Raw genomic sequence first — 25,402 nt, forward strand, 5'->3', positions numbered from 1 at the left:
TAAACTAGAATATGGGAGTTATAACTGATTTATTTTTTGCGATTGGTGATATTTTCAAATGGACTTTTGAAAACTTATTATCTCCAGTTGGTGTTATCTTTGGATGGTTATTTACATTCATCGGATGCGCATTACTTGGATGGTGGTTATATAAAATCGCTAGCTTTGGAACCGAAAATGAAAAAAGATACGAAAGATAATTTATCTTATATTGTATAAAATATATTTTCGAATTAATTCGAAAAACCTCTTATAAATTTTATAAGAGGTTTTTTTTGTCTCCTAAACGTAGAATAAATCCTATTTTTCTACGTTGTAGAAGAACGACTTGTAGATCGATAATTAAATTTTTTGAATTACTAAAACTAAACATACACGATAAAATGGATAATAATTCTACTCAACAAGAGAATAATGAAATTGACTTTGGAAATGTAATTTCTAAATTCTCTAAATCATTTGAAAAATTATTTATTAAGCTAATCCAGTTTATTACTTATTTAAAATCAAAAAAATACATATTTCTATCTTTACTTTTATTTGGTGGAGTAGTTGGATATGTATTAGATAAAATGACAAATAATTATGAGTATAAATTATTTGTAAAAGCAAAATATGGGTATGTTGATAATCTATATAATAAGGTTGATTTAATCAACGCTAAGTTTGCAGAAAAGGATACTATTTACTTAAAAAAGCATGGTTTGTTTTACAATGGAATCTCAAAAATAAAAATTGAGCCAGTAGTGGATCCTTATGAATTTGGAGGAAGAAATGAAGCTAATCTTGAGTTGATGAAAACCTTTTCAGAAGATATGGATTTGAAAAAAATTGTAAATGATGTTGAATTCTATAAAAATTATCCTAATCATTCAATTATTATACAGTCTAATCATCAATATCCAATTGATAAATTTGAAAAAAGTTTATCAATTTATTTAAACAATAATCCTTTGCTTAATGAATTGAAGAAAATTAATTTAGAGAATGATTATGATAAGTTAAAATTCAATGAGAAAACCATGTCTCAGATTGATACTATCTTAAATTCTATAGCTAAAAATAAAGGAAGTCAATCTCTAGTTATAACTGCTGAATCTCAAGTTGGGGATATGCTAAAGATGAAAGACAATTTAGCTAAAGAATCAACCTTTATCAAAATTGGTATATTTGAAGGTAGTGATTTTTACAAAATAATAGATAGTGAAGATTCTTTCAAAAAACTGAAATCTAATCAATTGAAAATCATTTTACCTATTTTTATTTTGTTTTTTACTTTTTTCTATTACTTATTTGCTTATCTAAAAAAATCAATTACAAAAAGAATCACAGAAAAATCATAGATGATTAGTTTAGAGAAAATAAAGCATCTAAAGAATTCTAAACTTTATGAAAGTTTTACAACGAGTGGATTAACATTTATTTTCAGAATACTTGGTATGGGACTAAGTTTTTTGATTATTCGAGTTATTGCAAAAAACTTTGGTATCGAAACTTTTGGTAGTTTTTCCATCATTCAAACAATTGTCAATGTATTATTAATCATTTTTACATTGGGAATACAAAATACATTATTGATTGAATTTAATCGACAAGAGCTTGATCAAAATAGCTTGTTTTCTTTTGTAAATCATACATTCAAGCTAGTCTTTTTTTTCATGTTGATTCCTTCTATTCTACTAATTTTTTATGCAAATTTTCTCGCCAAAAGTTTCAATGATACTAGTTTAGCTAATAGTTTTCGCTTGTTAGGTTTCTTTTTGTTTCCTATTTTGGCTCACGATATTATTGTTTATTATTTTATTGCAACAAAAAATTATTTCAAGTTTGGATTTTTCATGTTCTTTCTACCAAATTTTTTGTTTATAATATCATTATTTTTCTTAAATAATGAAGATAAAAACATTACCAATATTAGTCTAATTTATTTTATAAGCTATCTAGTAACTTTCTTTATTGAATACTCTAGTATTTATCTGAAAAATAAAAAAAACAGGTCTTATATACCGCCTTATAAAAGCATACTAAAAAGATCTATTCCGATGATGATAAGTTGGTTAATGCTATATTTATTAAGTTGGACAGATGTTATCTTGCTAGGAATAATGTCCGAACCGAAAGAAGTAGGGGAATATAATTTAGCATACAAAATAGGTTCATTGTTATTGATATTTTTAAGCACTTACACTGCTGTTGCTCTTCCTAAAATGTCTGAATACTTTGAAAGAAAAGAAATTCATTTACTCAAAAAATATTTAAAGAAATCAAGCTTAAATCTAACTTTAGTTTGTTTACCTTTTTTCTTAATTTTATTATTTTTTGGAAATTTCGTCATTTCTTTCTTTGGAGAAACAAGTTCTAATACTGTCCAAATATTAGTCATTATATCAATTTCAAGTATGCTTAGTGTATTTTTTGGTTGTGTCGATCAAATCTTAAATATCTCGAACAATCAAAATACATTACTCAAAATAAATCTTTTTTATTTTGTAGCGAATATTATACTAAATATTATTTTGATTACATATTTTGGTGCGTTAGGATCAGCTATTGCAACCTTGGTAATAACTATATTAATGAAATTAACTTGTATCTTTTTTATTAACAAAAAACTTGGTTTTTTACCAATTGGAATTTAGAAATGGAAAAAGATTTATCAATTATCATTGTTAATTACAATGGAAGAAAGTATTTCGAAAAATGTATTCAATCAATACAAGAAAATCTTACTCATGTTGAGTATGAAATCATTGTGTTTGATAATTATTCAAGTGATGATAGTATTTCTTATTTAACTAATCATTTTCCAGAAGTCATTCTTATAAAGTCTGAGATAAACTTAGGTTTTGGAAAAGGAAATAATGAAGCTGTAAAGTATGCAAATGCAGAAACAATACTCTTATTAAACAATGATACAATTATTCTTAATGATTTTTCGGAGTTGATTAATTTTGTGAGAAATGATCCTAAAGCTGGGGCAATTGGAATTAATATGCTCGATAAAAACAAAAAATATCTTGTTCCAGGAGGAAAATTTCCAAGTATAGCTTCTTGTTTTAAAATAAAAAATGGTGCTTATACAGGTGATTTTGAGAAAGGAATATTTACTGCTCCTTATTATAAAGTTGATTGGTTGGGAGGTTCTTTTATCTTAATGAGAAAGGCTATTTACAATGAAATAAATGGTTTTGATGAAGATTATTTTATGTATGTTGAAGATGTAGATTTATGTAAAAAAATAGCTGATAATGGTTATCAAAATTACTTTTTTGCAAAATATAATTATATTCATTTTGTTGGTTTCAACCCTAAAAAAAACCCTTTACTCATTAAAGGATATCGAACATATTTGAAGAAACATACTCATGGTTTAAATTATATATTATGTTCTATTGCTTTAACATTAAACAGCTTAGTAAAAAAAATTAAATTAATTATGGTGAAATAATGAAAATTTCTAAACAAAAATATTATTCAATTCTACTTATATTACTCATTCTATTTCAATTATATATTGGGTCTTATAAGACTATTTTTGTTTTAGAGCTTATTCTATTAATACAATATTTTATTACAGAAAAAATTGTACTTCATATAAAATTCATCAAAATTATAGCCTTTATAAGCAGCTTTGTACTCCTTGGATTTGTAGGAACATTCGTTTACAACTATGCTTTTATAGATATTTTTAAGGATTTCATTTTCTTTTTCAAACCTATTTTAGGCATTATATTGGGATATTTATATGCTAGAAAAATTGATAATACTGCTTACTTTGCAAAAGTAATCGTATACTTAGGTTTAGCTTGTGCTATCGCGCATTTATCTATTGTTATTATTTCTTCAGATTTAAGAAATATTTCTTCTATGAGATTGATTACTAAAGATAATTTTATAGAATGTTTTAGCCTAGTTTTCTTGTTATTTTATAAATACTTTTTCAAGAAATCATTCACAAAAAACAAACTTTATAGTACAATTATTTTATGTATTCTTTGTTTATCTATTTTCATCTATTTTTCTAGATTAATGTTTATCATTGTGATACTAGTTTCTTTAGGAGCTTTAGGATTAACAAAATTGAACAAATTTAACTTAACAATAATTATCGCCTTAATTTTTTCAATTATTGGACTATTCTATTATCTAAATAATACGCCTATTAATAGAAATGCTAAGGGATTTGATGGTTTTTTATATAAAATTAAAATGAGCCAATCTGAGATTTATCAATCTAAAGTTAGAATAACCGATCATGGAAAACTTTGGGATCATTGGCGTGCTTACGAAGCCTTAAAATCCATACAATTAATTGAAAATAAACCAGAAACTATTATTTATGGAAATGGATTTGGTTCTTTAATTAATCTTAAATTTCACGCCCCTTTAGATGGTTCTAAAAAAGGAATGAAATACATTTCACACACACATAATGGATATACGTTTATCCTTTATAAATTAGGTGTTTTTGCATTATTTGCATACTTATTTTTTATCTTCAGACTTTACTGGGTTGGACAAAAAAGTAATACATTCGAAGCCAAATTTATTTCTGTATTAGCAATCATTTACTTCTTCACAACACTAACAATAACAGGTATTTATAACCAAAGAGATAATATGATTATTATATTAGGATGTCTATTATTTTATTATTTTAATACATTTAATAAATCGTCTGCCGAAGTTGACCAAGCATAATTCGATTCAATTTCTTTTTTAATCCCTTTAATGTCTGATTGATTATTCAGTATAAAATCATCAAAACATTGTTGAATATTTTGATGCTCAAAATTTATTAAATAAGGCTCAAAAAAAGTAAAGTCTTCCATTGCTGTCATATTATTACATAAGACAGGAATTTTTGCTGCTGCTGCCTCTATAGGAGGAATTCCAAACCCTTCATAAAGTGAAGGATAAATAAAAAATGAAGCACTTCTATAAAAATCAACTAGGTCGTCTTGTGGAACTTGCTCTATGTATTTCACTTTATTCTTTACCTCATCTGGTAATTTCATAAAATATTCTTCAAAGGAATTAGATTCCAACGACTTTTTGCCAACAAAAACCATTGTATAATTATTATAAATTGATTGATTATTAGAAAACAATTGCAATAACTGTAATTGATTTTTACGAGGTTCCACTCTACTTACGTATAAAATATAATCTTTCAATCCATATTTTGATAAAATCTTTTCCTGTATCCTCTTCTTATCATAATCTTCTAAAAACTCTTCATTTACACCATTTGGTGTTACAAGAATTTTTGTTAACTGTATATTAAAGTGTTTAGCAATTTGTTTTTTAGAATAGTTAGAAACTGTCAATAAAATATCTGTTTTTTTTGCACTCCATTTAAACAAAATTGTTCGAGAGATTCTATAGAAAAAAGGAAATTGGTTAGGATAATCAACAAATAAAATATCATGAATTGTATTAATGTATTGACAATTTTCATTTAATTTTCTGAATGGAATAATGTATTGAAAATGCATATAATCATACAAAAAAGATAATTTTGGCAATTCTCCAAACATCCTTTTCCAACGATTTTTTTCTTTGTATTCATATAAAGAAATATTATCAAACTCCAAAAACTCATTCATAATCTCTGTTGTCTGTTCTACGACTCCAAATGTTATTTTAATATCTTTTCTTTTTCTTGATAATTCTTTATATAGCTCTACGATATAAGTTCTAGTCCCTTGATATTCTTTATTCAGTAAATAGGCGTCAACAAATATTTTCATATATTAATTTGAATAAAAGTACTACTTCTTTTCAATAAACTATATTCAAATCCGTTTATTATATGAATTCTGAATATTTTTCATTCGAATATACATCAATTATGAAAATTGCCATTTTAGGAACAAGAGGAATACCAAATTATCACGGTGGATTTGAACAATTTGCTGAATTTTTTGCTGTTTATTTAGCTAATAAGGGAGAAGATGTTTACGTTTATAACTCTTCATTACATCCGTATAAAGAAAAAAAATTTAATGGAGTTAAATTAATCCAATGCAAGGATCCAGAAGATAAAATGGGAACTGCAGGACAATTTCTTTACGATTTGAATTGTATTTTGGATGCTCGCAAACGTAATTTCGATATTATTTTACAATTAGGATATACAAGCAGTACAATATGGTGGTGGTTAATGCCTAAAGGAGCGAAAATTATAACTAACATGGATGGTCTAGAATGGAAACGTAGCAAATATTCAAAAAAAGTCCAACACTTCTTGAAATATGCCGAAAAATTAGGCGCAATACATTCTGATCATCTAATTGCAGATTCTTTAGGAATACAAACCTATCTGAAAAACAAATACAATAAAGACTCTACTTATATTGCTTATGGCGCCGATGCATTTATTAACCCAAATAATTCTATTTTAGATAAATATAAAATTCAAAAAAATAATTATAGTTTATTAATTGCTCGATTTGAACCCGAAAATAACTTAGAAATGATTCTAGATGGTGTGACATCATCTAACAAACATGAAATTTTCTTAGTAATTGGAAAACATGAAACTCCTTACGGAGAATTCTTAAAAGAAAAATATAAATCTTTTTCTAACATTATATTTACTGGAGGCATTTATAATTTCGAGGAATTAAACAATATTCGTTATTATTCACGTTTATACTTTCATGGACATTCTGTTGGTGGTACAAATCCTTCATTATTAGAAGCAATGGCATCCAACTGCTTAATTTGTGCTAATAATAATGAATTTAACAAAGGAGTTCTAAAAGAAAATGCATTTTATTTCTCTAACAAAAATGAAGTAAAACAACTTTATGACACTTTAGTTAAAGAAAATGAATTAGAAAAAATTAAGAAAAACACAGCTTCTATAGAAAATGAATTTAGCTGGAGTATTATCAATCAAAAATATTATAATTTATTAAAAGAAGTTATTTAAATGTCGAAATTAGCAATAATAATTCCTTGTTATAATGAAGAGTTTAGATTAAATTTTAATGAAATTGATTTATTACTAAATCAAGCAAACATAGATGTTTATTTTGCAAATGATGGAAGCAAGGACAATACTGTAAAAAAAATAAATCAGTACATACAAAATAAACCAAACACATTTTTATTTGATTATAAAAAAAATGAAGGTAAAGCCTTTACAATTTATAAATCTTTGGTTTCTTTATATGAACAAAATAAATATACTTATATCGGATATTTAGATGCAGATTTTTCTACAAAATCTGTTGATTTCCTTAGCATGTATAATTATTTACAAAATTCTCCCAAGGAATTTATTCTAGCCTCGAGAATAATGTTGCTTAATTCAAACATCAAACGAAAAAAATACAGACATTACATTGGTAGAATAATACTTACTATAATCAATATAAAATATAAATTAGGAATTTACGATACTCAATGTGGAGCTAAAATTTTTTCTCAAAACATTTTGAATGAAGTTTTAAAAACACCTTTTCAAACCGCATGGTTATTTGATGCAGAAGTCTTCATTCGATTGAAGAAAAGCAATTTGCTTACAAATGGAGTCGAATTTCCTATAACTAATTGGGAAGACGTAGCAGGCTCTAAACTTAAATTAACTGATGGTTTTGAGATTTTAAAAGAAATAAATACATTATATAAAAATTATTAACCAAAACAATGAAACTAAAACTGCATATAGACTATCTATCAGGATTTATTATAAGCTTGATCATATTTATTCTAAAGTTTGGACTTCACGTTCTAAACCCTTCCAATACCAAATGGTTATTAGAAGTTTATCACGATTGGGGACAGCATTTTTTAGGATGGAGTTTCTATCGCAATAGCCCATGGACATTTCCTATTGGAACGAACTCTGAATGGTATTATCCAATTGGAACAAATGTAGGAATTACTGACTCTATTCCTTTATTCGCAATTCCTTTCAAGCTTATATCAGGAATATTACCTATTGACTTTCAGTATTTTGGATTATGGTTTTTAGTATGTTATATCTTAAATGGATTTTTTACCATCAAACTTCTAAAAGTTTTTAATGTTAAGAACATTCTTATTCTATCAACAGCGGTAATAATTATTAATACAAATCCAGTTCTTTTATTTAGAACATTGCACCCTTCTTTATGTGCGCAATGGCTAATTATAGCAAGCTTTTACTTTTATTTCAAACCATTAGAAAAAGGCAAATATGCAGATAAATTTGCTCTATATCATATTATTTTATTGATTATTAGTGGTCTTATACATCCGTATCTTACCTTAATTTCTTTAGCATTTTTCTTCATATATTTTGTTAAAAACATTTTAATTTCTAAAGTTTACGATTGGAAAAAAGGACTTTTCTATTTCTTAAGCGGTATTATTGCTTTATTATTTATATGGTTTATTGTTGGAATATTATCTTTCGATTCAACAAATCTTGAAGTTACAAATGCATACGGCTTATATAGTTGGAATCTAAATTCCTTTTTTAATGGTGGAGGGTTTTCAAAATACTTTCCTCAACTTCCTCAAAAAACTTGGCATCAATATGAAGGATATTCTTATCTTGGAATTGGAAGCATGTTTATGCTTTGCTTGGCTTTTATCTTAACTTTCCCTATTTTTATTATTAGAAAAAAAATAGAAAAAAAAACCTACTTAACTTATTTGCTTTTTAGTGTTGCTCTTTTATTTTTTACAGGTTTTGCTATCACAAATATTGTAACTTATAATGATCAAACGTTATACGAACTAAAAGCCCCTGAACTTATTATAAAATTAGGAAATGTTTTCAGAGCTAGCGCCAGATATATTTGGGTAATATATTATGCTCTATTACTATTTGCAATAATAATTATTTCAAGAATTAAAATAAACCAATATATTATTGGAACCTTATTAATCATATTAGCTTTCGTTAATATTTATGATACAAGCATGTTTTTCACCAACGATAAATATAGCGATGGAAAATATGAAGTCCCATTTGAGAAAGTTGATTTTTTAAATCAAGTTTTTTCTAAAGTAGATCATATCATTATGTATCCACCTTATGAAAATAGCTTAGAAAATCAGAACGATTATCAAGATTTTGGATATTTGGCCTATAAAAATAATTGTAAAATTACTTCTGCTTACGTAGCTAGAACAAATGGTGAAGAACAAGTAAAATTTGAACAGTTAATAAATAAACAATTATTAGAAGGTAAAACTCCAGAAAAATCTGCATTTATTACAAAAATTGACTATTTAGATCGCTTTGCATTATTAATTAATACAGGTAAGTTTGCGATCGAAAAATTTGGACAATATTATATTATTTATCCAAAAGAAATTATCAATCAACAATTTGATTTGAATAATTTTATTAATCAAAACTTAGAAACTAAGTCAAAACTATTTTTAGCAACATTCGAAAAATCTATTTTATCGCAAAATAGAACAGAAAATGTAAAAGGTAATTTTGATGAAATCCTAGTAAAAGAAAAAGTATTATTAATTAGTGGATGGGCTTATATAGAAGGACATAAGAATCCAAGTATAACACATACCAAATTTGTATTAAAAGATATGCTAAACAACGAATTTGTTGTAGATGCTAAAATTTCTGATAGAAATGATATCATGGAAATTTTCAAAGGAGATAGTGCAATGTTAAAAACAGGGGCTCAAGGTGTTTTTAAAATAAATAACTTAAAACCTGGTGATTATAATCTATCTATCGTAATAGAAGATGAAAATAATATTTTGCATTCTTCTGATATACAACAAACAATTTCTATAGGTACTAATGAAATTTTACTTCCTATTTTGACTAAAAATGTTAGTAATAATACAACTGTTAAAGCAAGTATTCATACCATTGAAAAAGACAAAGACAAAGAAAACTCTTTCAAAATAAATGGATGGAGTGCTATAGAGAATCGAGATAATGAAAAAACTAAAGTAGAAATTATCTTAAAAAAGGATAATCAACTTTATGCTATAAAAACCTATAAATCATCACGACCAGATTTAAAAGAAGCATTTCCTAATGAAAAAAACATACAATTTGCAGGTTTTAAAACAGAGTTTTCTATTGCTAAATTACCAAAAGGTAAATATGCGGTTGGTTTAAGAACAATCAGTGATGATGCTAAATTAGTAAACATAACATTCTATAATGAATTGGTTGTTAAATAAAATAAAAGACATTAAGATAGAAAATGCAATAAACTTTTCTATCTTATTGTGTCTTGTTACTTTACCTTTACCTTTTATATACAATAATATCGCAACTATATTATTGCTTATAAGTGTAGTTCTAAATTATAAGTTACTGAAATTTAGTTTTAATCTTTCACTCATACTTCCTGTTATTTTGTTCTGCATTGGAGCAATATCTATCACATGGAGTATCAATAGTGAAGAATCTATTAAAGCTATAAGCAAAACAATTCCTTTACTAATAATTCCTTTTATTTTTATACTGATTCCTCCTATTTCGAATCAGCAGCTACGAAAACTATGCTACACATTTAGTTATAGCATAGCTACTTTTATGGTATTTTGCTTGATAAGAGCTTTATTTAGATTTTTATCAGATCAACAATCTAACTGGTTTTTATATCATAACTTGGTCAGTCTTAAAGTAAATGCCATCTATGTATCTGTTTTTGTATCCTTCTCATTTTTAGCTTTAATTAGTAAAAAATCAAAAAAATGGTTTGATTTTACAGCCTTAGCTATTCTTTTTCTTTCATTAATCTTATTATCCTCAAAAAATCTTATTCTTATTACTCTATTTATTTTTGTTATTTATCTATTCAATAATTATAATAAACTAAGCAAAAAGAACTTATTAATAATTTTTTCTGTAGGAATTATAGTTGCTATTACTGCAGGTAATTATATGTTTAGTCGCTTTTATGCAGAATTAGAAGACACAAAAGATAATACAATAATAGAAGACGGTGTAATTAATGTTTCTTTACATAATGCTTTATATCAGCCAGAATTTGGCGAAAACTATTACTTTTCTGGTACAGCAATTAGACTATATCAATATAGATTATTCAAAGAGTTTATTCAAGAAGATAATATTTTTTGGACAGGTTTTGGATTAAATGCTGCTCAAGATAAAATAATAGAAAAACAAATAGATAGAGGTTTAAGTAAATATTTTGGCGAATTAAATTTTCATAATCAATATTTACAGACTTTTGCCGAATTAGGATTTTTTGGTTTCTGTATAGTACTTTCTTGTGTTTTAATAAATTTATATCATGCAATACGTACCAAAGATTTTGTTCATCTTTCTTTTGCATTAATTACAATAAGTTTCTTTATAACAGAATCATCTCTAAATAGACAAAGAGGTATTATGTTTTTTATTCTATTATATTGCTTATTTAATGTAGTTAAATCGCATTCTCATCTCCTTTCACAACAAGAAGAATAGTTAGATAAATAATCTGAATATCTAATAGAAAAGACCAATTTCTTACATAATATACATCTGTAAAAATACGTTTTTCCATATCCAAATCAGAATCTATAGCACCTCTGTAGCCTTTTACTTGAGATAACCCAGTAATACCTGGCTTCACATAATGTCGTAGATTATATTTTTCAATAATTTCTTTATAATAACTATCTTGAGAAATCATATGCGGGCGAGGGCCAACAATTGACATATCACCTAACAATACATTTATAAACTGAGGCATTTCATCCAAAGAAGTTTTTCTCAAAAATGAGCCTACTTTAGTTATTCTATCATCATTACGTACTGTTGCCTTTATTGAATTTAATTTTGAGTGACGCATTGTTCTAAATTTAATACATCCAAATTCATTCCCATTTAATCCATTTCTTTTCTGAATGAAAAATATCGGCCCCTTAGAATCAATAAAAACTAATAAAGAAATAATTGGAATCAACCAGCTTAATATAAATAGACAAATGAACAGAGCAAATAACTTATCGAAACAAAACTTAATAAATTGATTATAAGATAAATCCAAAGGAAATCTTTTAACTTCCAATATTGGTAAAGTATCAATATAATCTATTTTCAGATTTGTAAAATTATTATATATTGAATAAGGGATATAATTTAACTCAATATGATTTTGTTCTGCTAATATGGATAATTTGCGATAGACATTCTTATCAATTGTTCCAAACTGAGAAATAAAAATATGGTGAATATCATTTGTTACAATAAAACTTTCTACATCTACCTTGTCATAAACTAGCTTGTCTTCTAGCAATTCAAATTTATTTCCTTGAGAAAAATTACCAGTAAGATTAAATCCAAGCTCTTTTCTTGATTCTACAATTTCTACAAATTTTTTGGTATTGATATTTTCATCTACAATCAAAACATTCATCAAATCTAGACCAGCTTTATGTCTTGATCTTCTATAAAAAAATATAAATACACGAAAACAAATCATTAAAACAAGAAGAATCGAAATGTAAATTAATCCTAAATAAAAGGACATCAAATCATACTCTTTTAGACCTGAAATTGCAAACAAAATAACCGAGAAATAGATAAGTTGTAGAAATACTCGTTTAATACTCTTGATTAATTTTGTTTTTCTAGAATCCTCATAAAGTTTAATATTTTGAGAAATTATAATCCAAGAGAGAAGTAATAAGAATAATGCTTTATAATGAGCTTCAAAGACTTCTAAGTAAGAAGGTAAATGCATCAAAGGAAGATGTTCCTTTGGATAAAAATAGATATATTGAAGCCTAACAAAAATGAGAAAAAAACTGATTACACAAATAAAATCAAACATTTGTGGTACAAAATACAAAAACCAGTTTCTTCTTCTATACATAGTATCTTTGTTTAAAATTATTTAGCTGAATTTGAACTATATAATTTATTTAAAGATTTTTTTAATTCATCATTACTTATCATGAATGGATCATAAACATTATTTTGATCAGCTTTCAAGTTTAATGATAAAGTTACAGGATTATATTCTATACTAGGGTTATTAACAAAAAATTTACCTATTACATCTTTATTATCTACTTTAAAATCATTTTCGTTATAACTAAATTTAACTTCTTTAATCGTTGCTATAGTTTGCGCAGGATTAGATCCCATATCTACACGAATATACAATGGTTTTTCTCCTTCTGGAATTTTAAATACAACTTTTTGTAATACTTGTTGACCATAAACAGGAACATGAAGAGATTTTTTTTCATCATATTGATCAGTTGTAGAATAAAACAACTGATATACATCATTCGTCGGAAAAACCCCTTCTAGAGTTACTACTACACCTTTAGTAGAATCCTTCTCTACTTCTTCCTTTTCAGACAAATCATTTCTTCCACCTTTTTTATCTCCACAAGACGATAAGGTTAAAAACGAAGAAATCAATAAAGTGCTTAATAAAAATTTTTTCATACTCAAAACAATAAATTAGATAGTTTTTTCATTAAACGCAAAAAAATCTCTTTTCTTATAAATTCTATTGCATAAATTATAATTCAATAATCCCCAACATCATTGCTTTCTTTATTAGTTCTGCATTATTTGTAACTTCTAGCTTTAAAAATATATTTTTCTTATGTGTTTCTATCGTATGCTTACTCAAAAATGTTTTATCAGCCATTTCGTGTACTGTTAAACCTATTGCTATCAGATTAACAATCTCTTTTTCCCTTTTACTCAAAAAAGAAGAAAAAATACTAGTAGTACCCAATACATTGTCATGCTTTTTATAGGTTTCATTATGTACAGATTTTATTGTTTCAAATAACTCTTTTTTAGAAACCTCTTTCAATAATGCAGCATCTACACATGACTTATCTATGCTATTCGCATAAGAACTAATAACAATTATTTTCCCTAAAAAAAATTGATCCCTAATTTTATGTATTAATTCTAATCCATTTATATCAGGCATAGAAATATCTACAATCAAAATATCAATCAAAACATCATTTAGTTTATCGAGTAGATTAATGGCTTTTGTTGTTGAAAAAACAATTTCGAAATCATCTTCTTGTTCTAATAATCTTATTAAACCATCTAAAAAAAGTTGATGATCGTCAACCAATCCTATTCTTATCTTCTTCATTTAACGTTATAATTATTGTTGTTCCATTTCCTAATACCGAATCCACTTTCAATACTCCTCCTATAAGATTTATTCGCTCATTAATATTCAAAATTCCTATCCCTTGTTTTGTTTCTTTTATATCAAATCCTTTTCCATCATCTTCTATAATCAAATTAAACATCATATGATGTCTTGTCACAGTTATTGAGACATTTTGAGCATCAGCATGTTTATATATATTATGAAGAATTTCTTGTAAAATTCTATAAAGATGTATTTTTTGTTCTTCATCCAACAAATCAAAAGCCTCATTAGGATAGATAATTAATTCGATATTTATTGTTGTTTTCCGCTGAAAAGTCTCAACTAATTCTACAACTAATTCTAAAGCCGTTTTTTGATTTAAAATAGATAAACTCAAATTATGAGAAATTTCTCTAATTTCTTTCATCAAATTTTTTGTTCCAGTCTGTAAATAATCTATATCTTCTTGAGTAAAAACATCTTGATATAGAATATTTTTGAAAACAGCCAACTTATTTCCTACTCCATCATGCAACTCTTTTGCTATTCTGTTTCGTTCATTATCTTGACTTTTCACAACATCTTGCATTCGTTTCACCTCGCTCTGTTGTAGTTGCAATAAATTCTTCTTTCTTTGTTTACTTCGATACAATATTCCTAAACTCAGCAATCCTAAAATACTAATAAGTGATACGATTATTATCCAACGATTTTCTATCTCTTGATTCTTTTGTTGAAGATGCAATAAATCAATCTGAAAATCTTTTCGCTCCACATCAAATTTTGTTTGAATTTCATGAATTTGCTTATTTTTTTCTGTATCTGAAATTTGATTTTTTAAGTCATTCTCTAAACTCTTAAATTTATATGCATTCTTAAAATCAGATAATTTATAATAAACATCAGAAAGTTCTTTATACAAAGCCAAATTGTATTCTTTGTCTTTATTATTATTAATAAGTGATAATGCTGTCTCTAAATAGTTTTTTGATGTTATAAAATCTCGTTCTGCTTTTTTATAATAGATTCCTAAATATAAATTTCCTTGAAATTTGTACCTAGATGTCTTATGTTTATACGCTAGTTTTAATGCTTTTATTAGATTATACTTAGCTTTATCATAATTATTAATATCATTAAAATTAAGATAGATTATCCCGAGATTAAGATATTTATCAACCAATTCATTCTCCAATTTATTATTTATAGCTAACATTAATGAGTTATTGATATAATACAAAGCACTATCTTTATTCGTATCCATATATAATACTCCCAAACTATTATAAGTATTACTCAAAGATTTATACAACCTATTCTTTCGTTGAATCTTTACAGCTTCATGATAATACTTTTTTGCATTAATTGTATCATGTTCAGTAATATAAATATTAGCTATGTTACTCAACACATTAGCAGTATTATCAGATAATTGATCAATACTTTCAGAATATCTAATTGATTGATGAAAATAATTTAATGCTTTTTTATAATTTTTCTGATAATTGTAAATACTTCCCTTTACATTAAAAGCTTTCGCTAATATTTCGTAATCTTTTGATTTTTCAGCATTTAAAATAGATTCATTTAAATAAATCTCACTTATAGAATCTTTTTCAAAAACATAATTACAGTAACCAACACCATAAGCTGTTTTAGCTAACCATTTTTCAGATTTTATATACTTACTCAATTTATACGCTTTTTCTACAGCTATATATGCTTTGTTCAAATCTGCATGGTTTTCATAAATAGAGTAATATTGACGTACAACTTCATCATATTTATTTTGTTGACCAAAAATAATTGTTGAAAAAATAAAAATAGTAAGTAAGTAAAGTTTAATGTTCATGAAATAAAAATACCATAAATATGGTATACCACAGAGATTTCTCTTTACATATTTTTATAAAAAAATTATGAAGAAACTTTTACTCCTTTTTGTCTTAATAACATTTAATCAAACTAATGCTCAACAATTTATAACTAATTTTATTATGGGCGAAAATTTAAATGTATCACTTGATTTTGATTCAGAAAACATTGTAATTACTACAGATAACGCTAATACATATTTCAGCGGAAGTTTAATATTTTCAGATCAGGGGGGGCAAGTAAGAATAATTCCACAAGACAGTTATCAAATTAGAATAAAACCTGCTTCAAAAAACTTTAAATCTACTTTAGAAAATGAAACTGGAACTGTAATAGGATCTAGAAAAGATAACACAAGTAGAAAAGACAATAAAATACAAATTTTTCCTATACCCACAACACAATATCTTAACATATCATCTTCATTAGCTCAAATTGTAAGCTATTCTATTTACAACACAAGTGGAAATCTAAAAATTAGTAAAAATGTTTCTTATACACAAAATTTACTAATAGATGTCTCTTTATTTCAGAAAGGAAACTATATAATCATATTAGAATTTAAAAATTCAAACCCTATATCAAAATATTTTATTAAAAATTAAACAAAACAATTATGAAAAAAATTTTATTATCAACTTTAGTTGCACTTATTGGAGCATCTTCTTTATCTGCACAAATCAATACAAACGCCTTTGACTTATCAGCTTCATCTGGTGATCTTAAAATAAGACGCTATGATAATGGAGACTTAGTTTGGAAAAATGCCATCTCTCCTGTTAACAATCAACTTGTAATCAATTATCATTTAGGATTTACTGAAGGTGTAAGTATTGTTGGTAAAACAGCAATAGAAGGAGATTTATATGGCCAAAATGCAAGTTTTTATGGAACACTTTTAGGTTTTAATACTTTTAATACATTCGATTATAATAACCAAAAAGTAGCTCATTATGGTTTATCTAGAATAGGAAATGTTGTTGGCTTATCTGGATGGGATGGCTTGAAATTCTTTTCTAATGGCACAGAACAAATGGTTTTAACTGCTGGAAAATTAGGTATTGGAACCTCTAATCCTGACGAAAAACTAACTGTAAAAGGCAAAATACATGCAGAAGAAATTATTGTAGATCTGGCTGTACCTGCAGATTATGTATTCCAAAAATACTTTACAGGAAAATCTGAGTTAAAAGCAGATTATGAATTCCCTAAATTAGAAGAAGTAGAAAAATTTGTAAAAGAAAACAATCATTTACCAGGTATTCCATCTGCAAAAGAAATTCAAGAAAAAGGATTAAAAGTAGGTGAAATGAACAATCTTCTTTTACAAAAAATAGAAGAATTGACATTGTTACTAATTGAGCAAAACAAAAAAATGGCTCAACAAGAAGAAAGAATTAATGAATTAGAAACTAAAAAATAATCTATGAAAAAATTATTTAGTTTTTTATTACTTTTACTTATATTCAAAGTATATTCTCAGGTGACTATAGGGAATAAATCCGATGTAATTTCGTATGGTCAAACTGGATTTGTTGAAATTGTTTTTTCTAATAATAGATTTCCTTCAAATATGGGAGCTAATATACATCCTGTTTCTACAGACAATGGTTATACAGGTAAGTTTCCTGAAGGTACACAAGCTGTACAACCAGGAGGGCAAGTAAAAATAACATTAGGTTTTAAACACACTTTTACAACTCCAAGAGTTACAGAATACAAATTTAAAGCAATATATGGTTATGTAACAGCGCAAGGTCAAAATATTACTGAGGAAAAAATCATCTCTATACAGATAAATTATACAAGTAATAATATTCCATGTTCTTTACCAATCCCTACGAATTTACAAAATTATAATATTACAGATTCGCAAGCTAATTTTTCTTGGAATAGTGTCTCAGGTGCGAATGATTATGAAATACTCTTAACAACTCCTAATGGGACTAAAAGCTTTTCTTCAACTACAAACAATCGTCTTATCATTGATTTAGCACCCAATACAACTTACTCTTGGAAAGTTGCAGCCAAATGTTCAAATGGAATTAGAGGAACTTTTAGCGCTGAAAAAACATTCATAACAGCTCCTTTTATTTGTCAGGATGTTATGAATATTACGAATCCTATAATAAATTCAAAAGAATATAAATCTCGAAATATTATAAATGCAAGTGCTCCTATCAATGAAAATTTAAATGTTATTTTTAGATCAAATAGTATTTTCCTTAAACCTGGATTTAATGCTAAATCAAAATTTAGAGCTTATATAAAACCTTGTACAAAGGATAATGAATTTATATCTTTAGAAAATGAAGAATTAACAGCCTATATAGGAATGGGAGAAGATATGATTTCTATTTCGAATAATTTAAGTTATCAAAACACTTTCACCATCTCTCCTAACCCAACATCAAATTTTGTACAAATAAATAGTACAGTTGGTATTAACGAGTGGTTTGTCTATGATATCAATGCAAAAGTTGTTGTATCAGGAAATAATAAAAATGCAACTGCTCTTAAAGTTAATTTACAAACTTTACCAGCTGGCTTATATTACTTCAAATTTGTTGATGATTTGGGTACAATAAACGAAAAAACAATTATTAAGAAATAGTTCAAAAAGTCTCATACAAGTTGTGAGACTTTTTACTTTACTATAAAAGCGAACAACTATCTCCCATAAAAAAATAAAAGATTTACTAAAAATAACAAAAGGCAAACCTCCGTCTGCCTTTTTATGGTATTGTGAATTTATTTATAATAATATCTAGTGCAACTACACATCTGAAACACTATCTTGTCTTAAGATGTTCCTGGTAATTCATGTAAAACTTTAATCTTGTTTTCTATAATATAGGTAATGTCTTTTAGCTCTTTGGGTATTATTTCCGTATTGTTTGAATACCAAAATCCTTTCTTTATTCCATCTAAATATAGACTGTATTGCCAATTATCCTTTACAACAGAAGTATCTTTATATAAAGAACTTTCCGAAATTTTCAAAAAAGAAACTTTTAATGTTTCTATTTCTTTTAAGTTTAACGCAATAGTCTTAATCTTATACTTTCTATCTATATTAAATTTCCCATATTCAAAATTAAGTACCTGACCAATACAATAACTCAATTCACCTTTTTCAGACACAAAAAATATATGAGCTCTACTTTCTCCAGGAATCGCCTTTATTAAACATAATTTTTTATCAATTACTATTTTCTCTTGTTTTAAATTAGTTGTCGTAAAACAAGATTGAATAGTTATAAATACAACTAAGATATTTATAACTATTAATATTTTTTGAATAATTCTCATTTCTATTTACTACTTACAATACTTTTTATCATTTTCGATCTTATAAAAGCCCCATTTAGTAGCATCTTTTTGTATAAAATAGACAACTTCATTATGATACATATACTGAGAATTTAAATCTTTATGATTAGGATAATTTATGGGTAAATTTGATTTTAATTTTAATCTATATGTTTCTCCTTCAAGAAAAGAACAATTTTTATTTTTCTGAATTACAACAACATAAACTTCTGAATTATTTTCTAAAAATAATAATTTATTATATTGATAACTTGTTGAATCAATATTTACTAACCTATATTCTGTTTTATCATTAATATCCTGTAATGATGAACAAGAATACATAATAAAAATAAACAAGAAACAAAATTTTAAGGGTACTCCCATAATACTTCTCTTTTTTCCATTTAGGTACACCTCCTATCCCTATCCTCACTAAGATAAGTAAAATAAATATACAATAACNNTTCATCAAAGATGATAAACTATGATAAACTACTGATTACTAAAATCAAAAATTCATCAATTTCTATGTATCTATGTGGTGATTATATTTAAAAGTATAAACAAGTTATTAGTTTTAATTTAAAATAATCTCATTTACAGGAATATCTTTTTTACCTAAAACCATATATATTTTTATATTTTCTTAGATTTAAAATTATTAAAGCTAAAAATAAATATCCTAAATATATCATTTTATAAAAATAAGTAGTTACATCTAGAGGAATATATTTAGATAGATAAATATAAACTTCAAGAGGTCTTCTCCTACACATATATCCGTAAAGATAGTTCGATATAGGATAATTACATTGTAAAGTATATGTTATTATACTTGAAACTAATAGAATAATTAAAAAAATCCAAGTGAATTTATTTCTATATAAAAAAAGAAAAATAAAAATTAGAGGAAGAACAACTCTCGTTAATAAAAATGGTTCATAATTTAATACATAGATTAAGGCAATTATCGAATAAAAAAATACCGAGAATATTAAAAAGTTAAATCGAAATTTCATAATTATTTTTATATATTAACATTGTATTCCATCCTTATATTTTACAATTTCCATAAGCTCAACCACACTCACATCATACTCAACACCTCCTATCCCTTTCCTCACTAAGATAAGTAAAATAAATATACAATAACTTTCATCAAAGATGATAAACTATGATAAACTACTGATTACTAAAATCAAAAATTCATCAATTTCTATGTATCTATGTGGTTATTTTATTCAAAAGCTACAACAAACCACTTCCGTAATCAATAAAAACACACAAGTATTATTATTTTTAAGGGAGACAATTGGGGGGACAATTCACTTCTTATGTAAAATCAATAAGATAATAGATTAATTTTATATAAGTCTTACAACTTGTACTATGAAGAGTCAACCATTAAACTCAGTAAATTGGTTTCAACAATTAATTGAAGAAATCAACAAAATGCAACAAGCATTCGAAGATGGCAACATTAGTTCTTTAGATTTATACCTAATGGAAGAAAGGGATGTGCTACAATACCTAAAAATTTGTAAAAGCACATTATACAATTATAGGAAAAAGAAAATCTTAAAAGCATACAATTACTTTGGACGCAACGTTTATTTCCGACACGAAGTATACGAAGCAATCCTCAAACAATTAATCAAATAACCAAGAGCCTATCAAGGCTCTTTTTTTTTGCCCAATTTCTCCATCACAACCACACAAGCACCGAACAAACACCGAAGCGTTACGGCACATAACCGAAGAACAACCGAACAGACACCGCAGAAAAGTACAACACTATTCAAAACAGTACACACCCTTCCAAATCATTCCATTTCCTTACAACTTATAAAAAGATATCAATTTCTGACCTAAATTCACTACAACAATTAAAACAAAGTTTAACTAAAACACACAAAATTATGGGTAAAGTTATTGACAGCATCATTTCAGGTACATCAGGTCGTACAGGACGTATTGTAATTGCAAATGTCAACGGATACGAAATATCTCGTATTCGTCCTAAAAAATCAACCAAAGCTCCCTCTCCAAAACAAGCCTTAATCAAAGATCGCTTCAACAAAGCCGTACTCTTTATTGCCAGTTACAGGGAATACGTTAAGGCTTTTTTTGGTGCAAAAGTAGGTCTACGATCTACTTACAACGCTGCGATGAGTAACGTTATCAATGCATTTCAATGCGATATGGAAAACTTAGAAATCATTCCCAACTATCACCAAATCCAATTTTCCAAAGGAAAAGGAATCGATCCTCAACCACTAGCCATTAGTTCTCCTACACCACTTACTATTGTAATAGATTGGGCGGACAATGCATCAGGAACCATTGCCGAAACAGACTACATGGTAGCCTTATTAGCAGAAGATAATGATCTAAATGTTGGGACACTATTTTTTCAAACAACAAGCATTCGTGCAGATATATCACATGAATTTACATTATTACCTCGCTACCAAGACAAAGAACTACATGTATGGATGGCATTTGTAAATGCAGACAATTTATTTGCATCAAATTCAGCCTATATAGGCAAAATAAAAGTAAGTTAAGTGCGCTATACATCTACACTAAAGCTCATCTAAAGTTTCAAGATGAGCTTTAATCTACTTTTTACTTCTTTCATCTAATTTATTCCGTAAATTTGTTCTCACATTTTAATCTAAATTATTTGAACTATGTTCCTCGAAAATACCTTTAATCATAACAAAAAAAGTGGATGGATAGAAGTCATCTGTGGCTCAATGTTTTCTGGTAAAACCGAAGAACTTATACGCCGTCTAAAACGTGCCGAATTTGCCAAACAACGTGTCGAAATCTTCAAACCTACGATAGATACGCGTTATGCGGACCGCGAAGTCGTTTCACACAATCAAAATTCTATTACATCAACGCCAGTTGAGTATTCTTCAGCAATTTTATTATTGGCTGATGATTGCGATGTGGTAGGGATTGATGAAGCACAATTTTTTGATGAAGGAATTGTAGACGTAGCCAATCAATTGGCAAACGAAGGCAAACGCGTTATTGTTGCTGGTTTGGATATGGATTTCAAAGGTCGTCCTTTTGGTCCAATGCCCAATTTAATGGCGACTGCCGAGTATGTAACAAAAGTGCATGCAATCTGCGTTCGTACAGGAAATTTAGCCAATTATTCGCACCGAAAAATTGACAGTGATCGTCTTGTAGAACTTGGCGAAGTACTAGAATATGAACCATTAAGCCGAGTTGCTTTCTGGGAAGAACATAACAAACATAAAGTTGAAAACTTATAATCTAAATCAAATTGCAAGTATCATCAACGGTACTTTGATTGGAAATGGAGACGAAATCATCAATCAAATTTTCTTTGATTCGCGCATGATTGTCAATCCAATTCACGGAATTTTCTTTGCTTTTCACGGAAACCAAAAAGACGGACATTTGTTTTTGCAAGATGCTTATCAAAGAGGAATTCGAAATTTTGTCGTAGAAAAAGCGTTGACAAATTTGCCTCATGCAAATTTTATCGAGGTTGAAAATCCGCTACTTGCTTTGCAAAATTGGGCAAAAATTCATCGCAAACAATTTCATTTTCCTGTGATCGGAATTACCGGTTCCAATGGAAAAACGATTGTCAAAGAGTGGTTGAATCAATTGTTATGGAAAAAATTCTCGATTGTTCGTAGTCCAAAAAGTTACAATTCTCAATTTGGAGCAGCACTTTCTGTTTTGCAAATGGAAGAGAAAAACGATTTGGGTATTTTCGAAGCTGGAATTTCGATGCCAAATGAAATGCAAAATCTCGAAGAAATTATTCAACCAACAATAGGTGTGTTGACAAAAATCGGAGAAGCGCATTTAGAGAATTTTAAAAATCAAGATGAATTGATTCAGGAAAAACTGAAACTATTTTCTCATGTTGATAAATTAGTTTTCAATATCGAAAACGAAAAAGTTCATCAAGCTATTCTTGAAAACGCTCATTTAGCAAAAACAGATAAATATACTTACGGTTACTCCAATTCTGCCACTGTACAGATCAAGCAAATACAAAGTAATCAGACTAATACGCAAATTTCTATTTTACATAATCAACAAGAATTCACCTATTCGATTCCTTTTATCGATGATGCTTCGATTAAAAATAGTTTAATTTGCTTAACGACTTTAATTAGTTTAAATATTGATTATAAACAACTTAAAAACGAATTTAGTCAACTTCTACCAATCGAAATGCGTTTGGAAATTAAAGAAGCGATTAATCATTCAATTTTAATTAATGATACCTTCAATTCTGATCTAAATTCATTAAAAATTGGTTTAAATGTACTAAATCAACAACCGCGCGACAAAAAATCGTTGGTGTTGACGGATATTTTACAAAGTAACTTATCTGACCACGATTTATATCAACAAGCAGCCGATTTAGTCAACCCTTATCATTTTGATGAGATAGTTTTAATTGGAGAAAAAATTTCTCAGTTCAAACATTTATTTGAATCCTATGTTCGTTCATTCAATTCGACTGAAGAATTCTTAGAACAGTTCAAACATCAAAATGTCGACAACGAAGCTATTTTATTAAAAGGTGCTCGTCCGTTCAAATTAGAAAAAATCTCGAATGAATTAGAAACACGTTCCAACGATTCTGTTCTCGAAATTAATTTGCAACACCTTATCGAAAATATAAATGTGTACCGCTCATTGCTAAAACCTACCACAAAATTGATGTGCATGGTAAAAGCGAACAGTTATGGAACAGGAAGTTTTGAGGTAGCAAATACCTTACAAAATAACGGTGTCGATTTCTTAGGCGTTGCGATTGCAGATGAAGGAAAAGAATTGCGCGAAGCTGGAATTACCATTCCAATTATCGTCATGAATCCGGAACAAAGTAGTTACTCTACTGTTATCGATTATCAATTGGAACCAGAGATCTATAGTTTACGTGTTTTGAAATTATTCATTCAGAAACTACAAGAAAAACAAATTTCTTCACCTTATCCAATTCACCTAAAAATGGAAACGGGTATGAATCGTCTTGGTTTTCATGAAGATGATTTCGAAGAATTAATTGCAATTCTAAAAGATAATTCACATGTTTATGTTCGCTCAATTTTCACGCATTTAGCAACTGCAGATATGCCAGAGGAAGAAGAATATGCGAAATATCAATTAGAACGTTTTGATAATAGTTATATGGCAATTACAACTGCGTTAAACATAAAACCAATCAAACATGCATTAAATTCTCCTGGAATTGTAGCTTATGGAGAGCATCAATATGACATGGTTCGTTTAGGAATCGGGATGTACGGCTACTCTGAATATACCGATTTTATGGAGAAATATTTGAAACCTGTTGTGCGTTTCAAAACGGTAATTTCTCAAATTTCAGAGATTGACAAAGGCGAAACTGTAAGTTACGGTCGTCGTTTTACAGCGGAGCGTCATACCAAAATTGCAACTTTACCTGTTGGTTATGCAGACGGAATTCGTCGTTCACTTGGTTATGGAAAAGGAAAAGTAGGTATCAATGGACATTTGGCTACAATTACCGGAACCATTTGTATGGATATGATGATGGTTGATGTAACCGATATTCCATGCAAAGAAGGTGACGAAGTGACTATTTTTGGGAACTCACCAACAATTGCCGACGTTACCGAATGGTTGGGAACAATTCCTTATGAAGTCTTAACTTCGGTTTCCCAACGTATAAAACGCGTTTATTATAAAGAATAATATACTAAAAGAGTTACTGAAAAGTAGCTCTTTTTTTGTATTTTTAAAAAAAATAAATGGATAAAATAATTAGATTAATTGAAGAGTATAGTAATTCTGATGATTCTCTGAACAATGAATTCGAATTAGAAATAACATCTGAACAGATTCTTTTTTATTTAAATGATTTTATCCTAAATAAGGATGATTATCCAACAGAAATTTATGATTCATATCCACTTTCTGTTTCACAAATAGAAAAACTAAAGCCTTTTCTAAAAGCAAATAAAGCATTTTCTCCCAATTTTTCGAAGTTTTCATATTATTTAAGTTGTTATGAAAATAATGTAGAATAGTTAAACAATTCTACAACTTAGATTCAAAATTGCTATCTTTATTCCTCAATT

At 27.3% G+C, this 25,402-nt stretch carries 24 protein-coding genes; 17 read left to right on the plus strand and 7 right to left on the minus strand.

Annotation, left to right across the window (positions count from 1 at the left end; translation table 11 throughout):
* The first annotated feature begins 11 nt into the window (after window positions 1–11).
* The 5 genes from B4H69_RS09600 (at window position 12) to B4H69_RS09620 (ending at window position 4,701) form a co-directional block, all read left to right on the plus strand.
* Window positions 12–200, plus strand: coding sequence for a hypothetical protein (locus tag B4H69_RS09600; protein WP_038336022.1), 189 nt, complete (start codon window positions 12–14; stop codon window positions 198–200).
* Window positions 201–383: 183 nt separating this feature from the next.
* Window positions 384–1,343, plus strand: coding sequence for a hypothetical protein (locus tag B4H69_RS09605; protein ID WP_291093735.1), 960 nt, complete (start codon window positions 384–386; stop codon window positions 1,341–1,343).
* Window positions 1,344–2,639, plus strand: coding sequence for an oligosaccharide flippase family protein (locus tag B4H69_RS09610; protein WP_038336024.1), 1,296 nt, complete (start codon window positions 1,344–1,346; stop codon window positions 2,637–2,639). It abuts the gene before it with no gap.
* Window positions 2,640–2,641: 2 nt separating this feature from the next.
* Complete coding sequence (locus tag B4H69_RS09615) at window positions 2,642–3,448, plus strand: glycosyltransferase family 2 protein (protein ID WP_052217844.1); 807 nt, start codon at window positions 2,642–2,644, stop codon at window positions 3,446–3,448.
* Window positions 3,448–4,701, plus strand: coding sequence for a hypothetical protein (locus B4H69_RS09620; protein WP_038336025.1), 1,254 nt, complete (start codon window positions 3,448–3,450; stop codon window positions 4,699–4,701). Before B4H69_RS09615 ends, B4H69_RS09620 begins: the two co-directional genes overlap by 1 nt.
* Here B4H69_RS09620 and B4H69_RS09625 read toward each other — a convergent pair.
* A complete protein-coding gene (locus B4H69_RS09625) occupies window positions 4,653–5,753 on the minus strand; it encodes a glycosyltransferase family 4 protein (RefSeq protein ID WP_038336026.1) in 1,101 nt (366 codons plus the stop codon). The two genes, B4H69_RS09620 and B4H69_RS09625, sit on opposite strands and share 49 nt — an antisense overlap.
* 62 nt (window positions 5,754–5,815) lie before the next feature.
* On the opposite strand from B4H69_RS09625, the gene B4H69_RS09630 reads away from it, so the two are divergent.
* Genes B4H69_RS09630 through B4H69_RS09645 form a run of 4 tightly spaced genes read left to right on the plus strand, consistent with a single transcriptional unit; the run spans window position 5,816 to window position 11,425 of the window.
* Window positions 5,816–6,940 carry a DUF1972 domain-containing protein gene (locus tag B4H69_RS09630; RefSeq protein ID WP_306459997.1) on the plus strand — a complete coding sequence of 375 codons (1,125 nt, stop codon included), beginning with the start codon at window positions 5,816–5,818 and terminating at the stop codon, window positions 6,938–6,940.
* Window positions 6,941–7,651, plus strand: a complete 711-nt coding sequence (locus B4H69_RS09635; protein WP_038336027.1) for a glycosyltransferase — start codon at window positions 6,941–6,943, stop codon at window positions 7,649–7,651. It begins immediately after the preceding gene.
* Between the two features lie 8 nt (window positions 7,652–7,659).
* Window positions 7,660–10,167 carry a DUF6311 domain-containing protein gene (locus tag B4H69_RS09640; RefSeq protein ID WP_291093741.1) on the plus strand — a complete coding sequence of 836 codons (2,508 nt, stop codon included), beginning with the start codon at window positions 7,660–7,662 and terminating at the stop codon, window positions 10,165–10,167.
* Complete coding sequence (locus B4H69_RS09645; RefSeq protein WP_038336029.1) at window positions 10,148–11,425, plus strand: O-antigen ligase family protein; 1,278 nt, start codon at window positions 10,148–10,150, stop codon at window positions 11,423–11,425. The genes B4H69_RS09640 and B4H69_RS09645 overlap by 20 nt, the downstream gene beginning before the upstream one ends.
* On the opposite strand, the gene B4H69_RS09650 is transcribed toward B4H69_RS09645, so the two are convergent.
* The 4 genes from B4H69_RS09650 to B4H69_RS09665 form a co-directional block, all read right to left on the minus strand.
* On the minus strand, window positions 11,385–12,818 hold the full coding sequence (locus B4H69_RS09650) for an exopolysaccharide biosynthesis polyprenyl glycosylphosphotransferase (protein WP_084106919.1): 1,434 nt from the start codon (window positions 12,816–12,818) through the stop codon (window positions 11,385–11,387). The genes B4H69_RS09645 and B4H69_RS09650 overlap by 41 nt on opposite strands.
* A 17-nt stretch (window positions 12,819–12,835) precedes the next feature.
* Complete coding sequence (locus B4H69_RS09655) at window positions 12,836–13,402, minus strand: hypothetical protein (protein WP_038336030.1); 567 nt, start codon at window positions 13,400–13,402, stop codon at window positions 12,836–12,838.
* Between the two features lie 76 nt (window positions 13,403–13,478).
* A complete protein-coding gene (locus B4H69_RS09660; RefSeq protein ID WP_180905558.1) occupies window positions 13,479–14,078 on the minus strand; it encodes a response regulator transcription factor in 600 nt (199 codons plus the stop codon).
* A complete protein-coding gene (locus B4H69_RS09665) occupies window positions 14,050–15,936 on the minus strand; it encodes a tetratricopeptide repeat-containing sensor histidine kinase (RefSeq protein ID WP_180905557.1) in 1,887 nt (628 codons plus the stop codon). The genes B4H69_RS09660 and B4H69_RS09665 overlap by 29 nt, the downstream gene beginning before the upstream one ends.
* Window positions 15,937–16,003: 67 nt before the next feature.
* Here B4H69_RS09665 and B4H69_RS09670 point away from each other — a divergent pair, with 67 nt between their 5' ends.
* Genes B4H69_RS09670 through B4H69_RS09680 form a run of 3 tightly spaced genes read left to right on the plus strand, consistent with a single transcriptional unit; the run spans window position 16,004 to window position 18,573 of the window.
* Window positions 16,004–16,564 carry a T9SS type A sorting domain-containing protein gene (locus B4H69_RS09670; protein WP_180905556.1) on the plus strand — a complete coding sequence of 187 codons (561 nt, stop codon included), beginning with the start codon at window positions 16,004–16,006 and terminating at the stop codon, window positions 16,562–16,564.
* Window positions 16,565–16,575: 11 nt separating this feature from the next.
* Window positions 16,576–17,382 (plus strand): hypothetical protein, encoded by an 807-nt coding sequence (locus tag B4H69_RS09675; protein ID WP_180905555.1) that lies wholly within the window; start codon window positions 16,576–16,578, stop codon window positions 17,380–17,382.
* A gap of 3 nt (window positions 17,383–17,385) precedes the next feature.
* Window positions 17,386–18,573: a 3-coathanger stack domain-containing protein gene (locus B4H69_RS09680; RefSeq protein ID WP_180905554.1), complete on the plus strand. Its 1,188-nt coding sequence runs from the start codon at window positions 17,386–17,388 to the stop codon at window positions 18,571–18,573.
* A gap of 188 nt (window positions 18,574–18,761) precedes the next feature.
* Here B4H69_RS09680 and B4H69_RS09685 read toward each other — a convergent pair whose 3' ends face one another.
* Window positions 18,762–19,271 carry a hypothetical protein gene (locus B4H69_RS09685; RefSeq protein ID WP_180905553.1) on the minus strand — a complete coding sequence of 170 codons (510 nt, stop codon included), beginning with the start codon at window positions 19,269–19,271 and terminating at the stop codon, window positions 18,762–18,764.
* Between the two features lie 9 nt (window positions 19,272–19,280).
* Window positions 19,281–19,658 carry a hypothetical protein gene (locus B4H69_RS09690; protein WP_180905552.1) on the minus strand — a complete coding sequence of 126 codons (378 nt, stop codon included), beginning with the start codon at window positions 19,656–19,658 and terminating at the stop codon, window positions 19,281–19,283.
* A gap of 1,005 nt (window positions 19,659–20,663) precedes the next feature.
* Here B4H69_RS09690 and B4H69_RS09695 point away from each other — a divergent pair.
* The 5 genes from B4H69_RS09695 to B4H69_RS09715 all read left to right on the plus strand — a co-directional run bounded on the left by B4H69_RS09695 (window position 20,664) and on the right by B4H69_RS09715 (window position 25,351).
* The gene (locus B4H69_RS09695; protein WP_038336224.1) at window positions 20,664–20,936 is read left to right on the plus strand and encodes a helix-turn-helix transcriptional regulator; all 273 of its coding nucleotides are present in this window, start codon (window positions 20,664–20,666) and stop codon (window positions 20,934–20,936) included.
* A 257-nt stretch (window positions 20,937–21,193) separates the two neighbouring features.
* Window positions 21,194–21,841: a DUF6266 family protein gene (locus tag B4H69_RS09700; protein ID WP_280045931.1), complete on the plus strand. Its 648-nt coding sequence runs from the start codon at window positions 21,194–21,196 to the stop codon at window positions 21,839–21,841.
* A 126-nt stretch (window positions 21,842–21,967) separates the two neighbouring features.
* The gene (locus B4H69_RS09705) at window positions 21,968–22,564 is read left to right on the plus strand and encodes a thymidine kinase (RefSeq protein WP_038336222.1); all 597 of its coding nucleotides are present in this window, start codon (window positions 21,968–21,970) and stop codon (window positions 22,562–22,564) included.
* Window positions 22,551–25,016 (plus strand): bifunctional UDP-N-acetylmuramoyl-tripeptide:D-alanyl-D-alanine ligase/alanine racemase, encoded by a 2,466-nt coding sequence (locus B4H69_RS09710; RefSeq protein ID WP_291093748.1) that lies wholly within the window; start codon window positions 22,551–22,553, stop codon window positions 25,014–25,016. Before B4H69_RS09705 ends, B4H69_RS09710 begins: the two co-directional genes overlap by 14 nt.
* 56 nt (window positions 25,017–25,072) lie before the next feature.
* Window positions 25,073–25,351 carry a hypothetical protein gene (locus B4H69_RS09715; RefSeq protein WP_291093750.1) on the plus strand — a complete coding sequence of 93 codons (279 nt, stop codon included), beginning with the start codon at window positions 25,073–25,075 and terminating at the stop codon, window positions 25,349–25,351.
* The last annotated feature ends 51 nt before the right edge of the window (window positions 25,352–25,402 follow it).

It is taken from the genome of Empedobacter sp. UBA6745 (assembly GCF_002453775.1).
Classification (GTDB): domain Bacteria; phylum Bacteroidota; class Bacteroidia; order Flavobacteriales; family Weeksellaceae; genus Empedobacter; species Empedobacter falsenii_C.